7 protein-coding genes and 1 pseudogene are annotated in these 9,692 nt (G+C 69.4%); 2 read left to right on the top strand and 6 right to left on the bottom strand.

Features of this window, described 5'->3' with window-relative positions; translation table 11 throughout:
• A pseudogene (locus QM626_RS08325) lies at window positions 1–694 on the bottom strand (hypothetical protein); the annotation flags it as partial.
• A gap of 121 nt (window positions 695–815) precedes the next feature.
• On the opposite strand from QM626_RS08325, the gene QM626_RS08320 reads away from it, so the two are divergent.
• Entirely contained in the window at window positions 816–1,523 is a 708-nt protein-coding gene (locus QM626_RS08320; protein WP_415075905.1) for a DUF4191 family protein, read from the top strand.
• 6 nt (window positions 1,524–1,529) lie between these two features.
• On the opposite strand, the gene QM626_RS08315 is transcribed toward QM626_RS08320, so the two are convergent.
• Entirely contained in the window at window positions 1,530–1,976 is a 447-nt protein-coding gene (locus QM626_RS08315; protein WP_415075903.1) for an RDD family protein, read from the bottom strand.
• A 134-nt stretch (window positions 1,977–2,110) separates the two neighbouring features.
• Here QM626_RS08315 and glnA point away from each other — a divergent pair, with 134 nt between their 5' ends.
• A complete protein-coding gene (glnA, locus tag QM626_RS08310) occupies window positions 2,111–3,535 on the top strand; it encodes a type I glutamate--ammonia ligase (protein ID WP_415075901.1) in 1,425 nt (474 codons plus the stop codon).
• Window positions 3,536–3,595: 60 nt separating this feature from the next.
• Here the strand turns inward: glnA and QM626_RS08305 are convergent, their stop codons facing one another.
• From QM626_RS08305 to QM626_RS08290, 4 genes are read right to left on the bottom strand one after another with little or no spacing between them, the layout of a single operon-like run.
• Window positions 3,596–4,582 carry an ROK family protein gene (locus QM626_RS08305; protein WP_415075899.1) on the bottom strand — a complete coding sequence of 329 codons (987 nt, stop codon included), beginning with the start codon at window positions 4,580–4,582 and terminating at the stop codon, window positions 3,596–3,598.
• Window positions 4,579–7,818, bottom strand: a complete 3,240-nt coding sequence (locus QM626_RS08300) for a GH92 family glycosyl hydrolase (protein ID WP_415075897.1) — start codon at window positions 7,816–7,818, stop codon at window positions 4,579–4,581. The genes QM626_RS08305 and QM626_RS08300 overlap by 4 nt, the downstream gene beginning before the upstream one ends.
• Window positions 7,815–8,711 carry a carbohydrate ABC transporter permease gene (locus QM626_RS08295; RefSeq protein WP_415075895.1) on the bottom strand — a complete coding sequence of 299 codons (897 nt, stop codon included), beginning with the start codon at window positions 8,709–8,711 and terminating at the stop codon, window positions 7,815–7,817. Before QM626_RS08295 ends, QM626_RS08300 begins: the two co-directional genes overlap by 4 nt.
• Window positions 8,708–9,682 carry an ABC transporter permease gene (locus QM626_RS08290; RefSeq protein WP_415075893.1) on the bottom strand — a complete coding sequence of 325 codons (975 nt, stop codon included), beginning with the start codon at window positions 9,680–9,682 and terminating at the stop codon, window positions 8,708–8,710. Before QM626_RS08290 ends, QM626_RS08295 begins: the two co-directional genes overlap by 4 nt.
• Window positions 9,683–9,692 lie beyond the last annotated feature (10 nt).

Below are 9,692 nucleotides of genomic sequence, written 5' to 3'. Positions count from 1 at the left end.
CGACGCCGGCGACCAGGGCCGCCGCTCGGCCCCGCGGCTCGGTGACCAGGGCGCGACGCCTGTCGGCAGGACGCGGCCGCGCCGCATCGGCTCGTCGCAACGTCGGCGCGGCGGCCGAGCCCATCGACACCGCGCCCGGGACGTGCAGCGCGAACAACCGCTCCTCCCAGTCCGCGACGTCTCGCGGTTCGAGCTCGCACACCTGCTCGGCGAGCTCGGCGAGCAGCGCGAGACCGCTCGCCGACGCCGCCTCGCGCAGCACGTCGGCGGTCGTCGCCGTGGCATCCGGGCCCGACATCATGGGCACGAACAGCGGACGGCCGTCGTCACCGAGCCACCACGCCCCGCACGGACGCGTTTCGCCGAGCTCGGCGAGACCTCGCACCAGGCTGACCGCGATCGTCACCGCCGCGCCCGCATCGGACGCCATGCCGCCGACGATCGGACGCAGGACCCGCGGCATCAGCACGGCGTGCCCGGCGCTCGTGCGGTACACCTCGCACGGCCGTGCGACGTGCTCCCCGGCCGGCCGGTACACCTCGTCCGGCAGCAGATCGGCGTCCACCAGCAGCCCGGTCTGCGCGCCCGCTCGCACCAGGGCCGCCGGCCAGGGCGACTCCGGCGGCGCGACGCGGCGGAGCACCGGCGGCAGCGCCGTCAGGAACGGGTCGTCGACGGGAGGCGTGTCGGTCATGCCCTCACCGTGCCCCGCCGCGCCGGGCCGCGCGGGCAGGTCTCCCCGCACGGCGCACGGCGTCGCGCACCGGCGCCGCTGGGGAGAAGAGGATGCACGCCGCGCCGCTAGGCTGGAACCCATGGCCCGCAGCACCGCCCCCGAGAAGCGTCCCGGCTTCTTCTCGCAGCTCAAGACCCTCTTCCGCTTCACGAAGGAGGCGTATCCGTGGCTGCCGTGGCTGCTGGCCGGCATCCTCGTGGTCGGCGTCGCGATCGGTGTGCTGGTCGGCTTCCTGCTGCCGCCCGTCGCGGTCTGGAGCGTCATCCTGTGGGCGATCACCGGCCTCGTCTTCGGCGTGCTGGGCGCCATGTTCACCATGACCCGCCTGTCGACGACCGCGATGTACAAGAAGATCGAGGGGATGCCGGGCGCGGCCGGCTATGTGATGTCCAGCTCCCTCGGCCGCAACTGGCAGGCCGGCGAGACCCCGGTGGGCGTCAACCCGCGCACCCAGGAGGCCGTCTACCGCGCGATCGGCCGGGGCGGGGTCGTCGTCGTGGGCGAGGGCGCCCGCGGCCGGCTCACCCGCCTGGTCGCGGACGAGCGGGCGAAGGCGCAGCGCGTCGCCACGGGCGTGCCGGTGACGGTCATCTTCATCGGTCACGGCGAGGACGAGGTGCCGATCGCGAAGCTCGCGGCCACGATCAAGGGTCTGCCCAAGGCGATCGACCGCACCACGATGGCCGCCGTGATCAAGCGGCTCGACTCGGTGTCGCAGTCGCTGTCGTCGCTGCCGATCCCGAAGGGCATCGACCCGACGAAGGCGCGCGCGCCGCGTCAGCGCTGAGTCGTCTCAGCTCCGGATGATCGCGGTGCCCGCGATCTTGTCGTGCAGGCCGCGCTGATCCGCATCCCAGATCACCGCGGGGATCACCAGGACCAGCAGCAGGCTCCGCACGATCGGGCGCCACAGGCCGATCCACCGGCCGTTCAGCGCCACGACCCGCATGCGCAGGACCCGGTGCCCGGGACTGCCGCCGAGCGTCGGGATGAACAGCACCTGCACGATCACGAACACCGCCATCGGCGCGAACTGCACCAGGCCGGACTGCGTCTGGACATCGGCATCCGACGGGATCAGCTGATAGCCGAGGAACGCGACCGCGATGATCGTCGCGCAGGCCCAGTCGATCGCCAGCGCGCCGAGACGCCGCGGCACGCGGGCGACGCTGCGGGGACCGCTCCGGGGCAGCCCGAGACGCTCGCCGGGATAGGAGTTCTCGATCGGGGTCTGCGCCACTCATCAACCCTAGACGGGGACGCGTAACATGCCCGAAACATTAGGGATACCGCCGGGCAATGCCCTCCCGATAGCGTCGAGGCAGTCCGCTGTGGCGGGCGGAACTTCCCGAATGCCCTACCTCTGGAGTCTCCATGTTCAGTGATTCATCCGAGGTGCTGAAGTTCATCAAGGACGAGGACGTCAAGTTCCTCGACATCCGGTTCACGGATCTCCCTGGTGTGCAGCAGCACTTCAACATCCCCGCCAGCACCGTCGACGAGGAGTTCTTCACCGTCGGCCAGCTGTTCGACGGCTCCTCCATCCGGGGTTTCGCCAACATCCACGAGTCGGACATGCAGCTGATCCCTGATGTGTCCACGGGGTACGTGGATCAGTTCCGTGAGGCGAAGACCCTCGTGATGGTCTTCGACATCTACAACCCGCGCACCGGCGAGATCTATTCGAAGGACCCGCGCCAGGTCGCCAAGAAGGCCGAGAAGTACCTGGCCTCGACCGGCATCGCCGACACCGCGTTCTTCGCCCCCGAGGCCGAGTTCTACATCTTCGACGACGTGCGCTACGAGGTGAAGCAGAACACGAGCTTCTACGCGGTCGACTCCGAGGAAGGCGCCTGGAACACCGGTCGCGTCGAGGAGGGCGGCAACCTCGCCAACAAGACGGCGTACAAGGGCGGCTACTTCCCCGTGGCCCCGGTCGACAAGACCGCGGATCTGCGCGACGACATCAGCCTCAAGCTGATCGAGTCCGGCCTGATCCTCGAACGCGCCCACCACGAGGTCGGCACCGGTGGTCAGCAGGAGATCAACTACCGCTTCGACACCATGGTGCACGCGGCCGACGACATCCTGAAGTTCAAGTACATCGTCAAGAACACCGCCGAGCAGTGGGGCAAGGTGGCGACGTTCATGCCCAAGCCGCTGTTCGGCGACAACGGCTCCGGGATGCACACGCACCAGTCGCTGTGGCTGGGCGGCAAGCCCCTCTTCTACGACGAGAAGGGCTACGGCGGGCTGTCCGACATCGCCCGCTGGTACATCGGCGGCCTGCTGGCCCACGCCCCGGCGGTACTCGCGTTCACCAACCCGACCCTCAACTCGTACAAGCGCCTGGTCAAGGGCTACGAGGCCCCGGTCAACCTGGTCTACTCGGCCGGCAACCGCTCCGCCGCCATCCGCATCCCGATCACCGGCTCGAACCCGAAGGCCAAGCGCATCGAGTTCCGCGCTCCCGACGCCTCCGGCAACCCGTACCTCGCCTTCGCCGCGCAGATGATGGCGGGCCTGGACGGCATCCTGAACCGCATCGAGCCGCACGAGCCGGTCGACAAGGACCTGTACGAGCTTCCCCCCGAGGAGGCCAAGAACATCCCGCAGGTACCGAACTCGCTGCTCGACTCGCTCGAGGCGCTGCGCGCCGACCACGAGTTCCTGACCCGCGGCAACGTGTTCACCGAGGAGCTCATCGAGACCTGGATCGAGTACAAGATCGAGAACGAGATCAAGCCGCTCGCGGCACGTCCGCACCCGTTCGAGTACGAGCTGTACTTCGGCGTCTGAGCGACGCCGTCATCGAAGAGGGCCCCGGGGATCGTCTCCCGGGGCCCTCTTCGATGTCGCTCACAACCACCTCACGGCCCTCTCGGTCGCGATGACCCGGTGCGGCTCGAGGACGAGCCCCGCAGCCCCGATGAGCGGGCCGCTGTCAGCGAGCGTCGAACTGACGACGGCGATGCCGCGGAGCGTCTCGAACGGTGCCGCGTCAGCGAGGACCATCGCGACCCTGTCTGCGAACCCGGGGATCGCATTCGCGAAGCCTCCGCCGATCGCGACGGCTTCCAGGTCGAGCAGCGCGCCCGCGTTCACGATCGCTTCCGCCACCGCGTTGACGGAGCGGGCGATCGCCGCGGAAGGGACCGGCTCGCCCTCCAGCATGGCCGCCACGAGAGCCTCACCGGATGTCCCCTCCCAACCGTGGCGACGTGCCCATGCGACAGCGCGCGGTCCCGCGGCGATGCCTTCGAGCGTCGCCGCGGCATCCGGGCCGGAGTCGGCGCGCTCGCGGATCTGGATCTGCCCGATGTGGCCGGCATTGCCGGTGCGGCCGGCATGGAGGCGACCATCGATGAGGAGTCCTCCACCGACGCCCGTGGATACGACGATCGCCATCGCATCGCGACACGCGGCCAGCGCGCCGATCCAGTTCTCCGCGAGCGTGATGCACAGACCGTCGTGGCGAAGACACGCCTGCTCGAGTCCGGTCGCGCGGCGCACGACGTCCACGATCGGGTGGTTCCGCCACTGCGGCAGGTTGATCGGGGACACGGTGCCGCGCGCCACGTCGATGGGGCCGGCCGACCCGATGCCGACGCCGACGACCTCCGTCGAGTCCGCGGCGGCCGTGAGCGCCGCGCGCGCGACGGTCGCGACGGCGTCATCGAGCTGTCGCGCGGTCCGCACGCGACCGGTCTCCGCACGATGCCGAGTGCCGGGCAGGAGGCGTCCCCGACTGTCGACGAGAGCCGACTCGACCTTCGTTCCGCCGATGTCGAGCGCGAGCGCGGCGCGGCGGGAGCGCACGGTGGGACGCGGCGTGCTGTCGTTCACTCCGGCGACCTCCGTGGTGCGGGGCCGACGGCGAGGAGCTCGAGTTCGGCGATGCTGGCCGGCGCGCCTCCGGCGGTGGCGTGGAAGCGGATACGGTAGGCGGAGCACGGCACCGCGGGAACCGCGAGCCCGAACGGGCGCGTCTGCCGGTCCCACGCGAACCGCTCCTCCCGTCGCGAGTCCAGCTCGATCCACCCGCCGTCCGCCTCGCCCTCGAAAGTCCAGGAGGCAGGCGCGGAGGACCGGTCGCCGCTGGTGAGGGTGTACATCTCGATGACGGTCGCGGCGGGGAGGCGGATGGTGACCGTCGGACGGGCGGTGGCGAAGACGGCATCGGTGGTGGCGTCATCGTCGATCAACGTGCCGGTCTCGGTCCCGTCGTCCGAGGTGACGACGGCCGTGCTCGCGAGGTCGCGGAGGAGCGGGGAGGGCGGCGACGTGACGATCGCCGTGCCCCACTGCGAAGGCGCCGAGCCCATCCGGAAGGTGAGGACGCCGCCGGCGAGGAGTCGACGGTGGTCGATCCACGGCGACTCGATCGGCTCACCGTTCAGGTGCACGGCCTGCACATAGACGTTCCGGTCGGCGTGGTTCTGCGCCACCACCTCGAGCACCTGGCCGCCTGCCAGACGGAGTCGGGCCCGGGGGAACAGCGGTGAGCCCAGCGCGTAGATCGGGGAGCCGACCGCGAGGGGATACATGCCGAGCGCGCTGAAGAGGTACCAGGCCGACATCTCGCCGTTGTCCTCGTCGCCCGGATAGCCCTGTCCGATGGCGCTGCCGCGGAAGAGCCGGTGGAGGACCTCGCGCACGAGCCGCTGCGTCTTGGCCGGCGTCCCCGCGTACAGATACAGATACGGCATCGCGTGCGCGGGCTGGTTGCTGAAGCCGAACTGGCCCATGCGCACGTCGCGCGCCTCCACCATCTCATGGATGACCGAGGGATAGGTGCCCGGCTTCGCGGCGAGCTCCGGGGTGGCGAAGTAGGCGTCGAGCCGTCGTTCGAGACCGGCCCTGCCGCCGTACATCTCAGCCAGGCCGGCGCCGTCGTGCGGGGCATGGAAGGCGAAGGTCCACGCGTTCGTCTCGGTGTACGCGCCTCCCCAGGACTCCGGGTCGAAGGATGCCGCGTCCTCGAAGGCGCCGGCGCGATCACGCGGGCGGAGAAACCCCGTCGCACGGTCGAACAGGTTCCGGTAGCCCCGGGAGCGATGCCGGAAGTAGGCGGCTTCGTCGCGAAGCCGCCCTCGGCGGCGTTCCGGGGTGGCCGGGTGGGCTGCCAGATAATCGGCGAGGTTGCCGATGCCGGCATCGTTGATCGCGTTCTCGGTCGTCCAGGACACGCTCTCGGGGACCTCGATCGGCACGTAGCCGAGGAACGGGCTGAGCGCGCCGCCCTTGCGTCCGACCGCGTCCGAGGGCGGTGCCACCGTCGCGCTCTTCAGAAGAGCCTCGTACACTTCCCACGGGTCGGGCACCGGAACGCCTTTGAGGATCGCGTCGGCGAAGGCCACGTCCGCGTTCGTCCCGGTCATCAGGTCCGCGTGCCCCGGCGATGACCAGCGGGCGATCCACCCGCTGTCGCGGTACTGCTGGACGAAGCCGTCCAGCAGCTGCGCGGCCCGCTCCGGGTAGAGCAATGAATACGCCGGCCAGACGGTGCGATAGGTGTCCCAGAAGCCGTGGTTCACCGCCATCCTGCCGCTGCGCACGACCGCGCCCGTGCTCGTGCGGGTCGAGGGGCGTTGCGCGAGCACGGGGCTCGCGTACCGCGGTCCGGCATCCCAGTCGCCACCGGGCTGTTCGTGCTGCCAGTTCGGATAGAGGTTCACGCGGTACAGGCTCGAGTACAGGGTGACCAGCTGGTCGTGGTTCGCGCCCTCGACCTCGACGACCCGCAACCGGGTGTTCCATGCTTCACGCGCGGCATCCCGCAGCCGATCGTAGGATTCGGCCGTCTCCTGGAGGTTCGCCCTCGCCTGATCGAGTCCGATGAACGACGACGCGAGCCGCAGTTCGACACCGGTGACCCCGGCGGTGAAGGTCACCGCCAGCGCGGTCGGGCGTTCGGCGAAAGACCTGCCGTCTGCAGGCGGGTGGTCGAACCGGCCGACGAAGAACATCCGGCTGCGCCCCGCCGACAGCGTGGTGCCCCCGTCGACCCAGCCCTCGATCTCCCCCGCGTCGGTGAGCCGGAAATGGGAGGCGCCCGCAACCCGATCGACCACGACGGCGATGTCCGACGGCGACGTGAACCGGAAGCAGGCGCCGTGCATCGTCGGCACCATGCGCGCGCGGATGCCGCCGTCGAACCTCACGTCGTACTCGTGCGGATGCGCCTTCTCCGCATCGTGCCCGAACGGTTGCGCACGTGCGGCGGGTGAGACGGGTACGGCCCCGGCTCCCCCGGCCAGGACGGGCATGACGGCGAGCTGATTGCGGTCGCCCATCCACGGGCTGGGCTGGTGGGAGAGACCGAGACCCTGCAGCACGGGTCGGTTGTCGGCGTTGTTCGCCCGCGCGTACTGATACAGCCACTTCTCGGATTCGGCGTCCGTCATCGGAGTCAGGAGATTGGCGCCGTTGGGCATCGCCGTCGCCGGGATGGTGTTGCCGCGGGAGTAGTCCCGGCTGGAGTTCGTGCCGCGACGGGTGTCGACGTAGTCCACCGGATCGAGGCCGGTCCGCGGCGGAATGCGTGCGATCGTGACGTCGTCGAGCCAGCCGCTGAACGGTGCGCTCGAGGCAGGAGCATGGACGCTCAGTTCGATCGCGGACACGGTGCGGCCGGCGGCCGGCGCCAGCGGTACCACGACGCGGTTCCACTGCTCGGGAACGAGCACGCGCGACCGCCCCTGCGCCCGGGCGGTGGCGGGCGTGCCATAGTCGTCGCGCGCACCGATCTCGGACAGCCGCGCACCGTCGGCGAAGACCAGGTCGATCGCGACGGCTGCGGCCGCGTAGCGGTCGCCGGCGGCCTCGGGGAAGACGAGGTAGCTGAGCTCGCTGTCGACCGCGAGGCCGACCGCCAGGCCCCGCTCCACCGCCACGGCGACGTCTCCGGGCGCGCGCCCGGTGTGCCGGTACGCGAGCGAGAGGGGGCCGCTGAACCCCCTGCGCAGGGCAGCGGTGGGGCTCGCGACCGGCCCGTCGCCGAGCGCGGTCGTCAGCGGGCCTGCGCCGGCCGGTGCGTTCCCGGAGCGGTCGCCGAACGCACTGCGGTAGCAGTCGGTCATCCCTTCACTGCGCCCACGAGGACGCCCTTGGCGAAGTGCCGCTGCAGGAACGGGTACACCAGGAGGATCGGGATGATGCTCAGCACGAGAATCGCCATCTGCAGCGACTGCTGCGGCAACTGGGCGACCTCGGAGCTGCCGCTGTCGGTGCCGAGGGGGCTGCCGTTGATCACGTAGGTGCGCAGGATCAGCTGCAGCGGCCACATGGAGGTGTCGTTGAGATACAGCAGTGCGTTGAAGAAGCTGTTCCAGTAGGACACGGCATAGAACAGGCCGACGACGGCCAGCACCGCCCCGGACAGCGGCAGCACGATGCGCAGGAAGATGCGGATCTCCCCGGCGCCGTCGAGCCGGGCGGACTCGATCAGGTCCGGCGGGAGGTCCATGAAGAACGCCCGCATGATGATCACATTGAACGCGTTCACCGCCACTGGCAGGATCAGCGACCACCAGCTGTCGATGAGGCCCAGCTGGTCGACGACGAGATACGTGGGGATGATCCCCGGGCTGAACAGCAGTGTGAACAGCACCATCAGCAGGATGGGCTTGTGGGCGAACGAGCCCGGGCGCGACAGCGCGTAGGCGAGCGTGGCGGTGCAGGCCAGCGAGACGGCCGTCCCGACCACCGTGATCCCGATGCTGATGACGACCGCACGGGTCACCGTGCCGCCCGAGAGGATCGCCTCGTAGGCGTCGAACGAGGGATGGTCCGGCCACAGCACGAACCCGCCGGCGGCGTTGACCTGGTCAGGGGCGGCGAGGCTGGTGGAGACCACCATGACGAACGGGATGATCACCGCGATGCACGCAGCGGCGAGGACGATGCCTTTCAGCGCGCTCCACGGCAGCGAGCGGAGACGGCGGCGGACGGGACGCGACACGGTGGCAGTCATGACTGGTAGATCCCTCTCTCGCCGAAGATGTGGGCGACTTTGTTGGCGCCGAGCACGAGCGCGACGCTGACGAGGCCCTTCACGAGGCCGACGGCGGCGGCGGTGCCCCATTCGCCGTTGATGATGCCGTTGTTGTACACGTAGGTGTCGAGGACCTCGGACACCTCACGTCCCACCGACTGCTGTTGCAGGATGATCTGCTCGAACCCGACCGTCAGCACGTCGCCCAGCCGGAGGATCAGGAGGAGGACGATGATGCTCCGGATGCCGGGCAGCGTCACGTGCCACGTCTGCTGCCATCTGTTGGCGCCGTCCATGTCGGCGGCCTCGTACAGATTCGGGTCGATGCGGGAGAGGGCTGCGAGGAACAGGATCGAGGCCCAGCCGACGTCCTTCCACGCGGCCTGACTGGTTATCAGCATCAGGAACGCGTCCGGGTTGCCGATGATGTTGAACCCTTCGGAGCCGATCGAGTGCAGCCATGTGTTGAAGAGTCCGCCGTTGCCCAGGACGTTCTGGAAGATGGCGACCACGATCACCCATGACATGAAGTGCGGCAGGTACAACACGGTCTGCACGACCTTCTTGACGGTGTCGCTGAGCAGGCTGTTCAGCATGAGGGCGAGAGCGATCGGCAGCGGGAAGACGACGACGATCTGGATGAAGGAGATGACCAGGGTGTTGCCGAGGGCGCCGAGAAACGCGCGGTTCCCGTCGAAGATGAGCTGGAAGTTGTTCAGCCCGACGAAAGGAGAGTCCCAGATGCCGATGTACGGCTGGTAGTCCTGGAACGCGATCACGTTGCCCAGCAGCGGCAGATAGTGGAAGAGCAGCACCAGGACGATCCCGGGCAGTGCCAGCAGCAGCAGCATCCGATCGCGCCGGAACCGCGTCCGGAAGGCGACCCTGCGCGTCGGGACCGCGGGCGCGATCTCGCGTGCGGTCAGGTGTTCATGCTGCATGGTGACCATGTCTCAGTCC

Source organism: Microbacterium sp., assembly GCF_047606385.1.
Taxonomy (GTDB): domain Bacteria; phylum Actinomycetota; class Actinomycetes; order Actinomycetales; family Microbacteriaceae; genus Microbacterium.
This window is presented reverse-complemented; position numbering and strand designations above follow the sequence as displayed.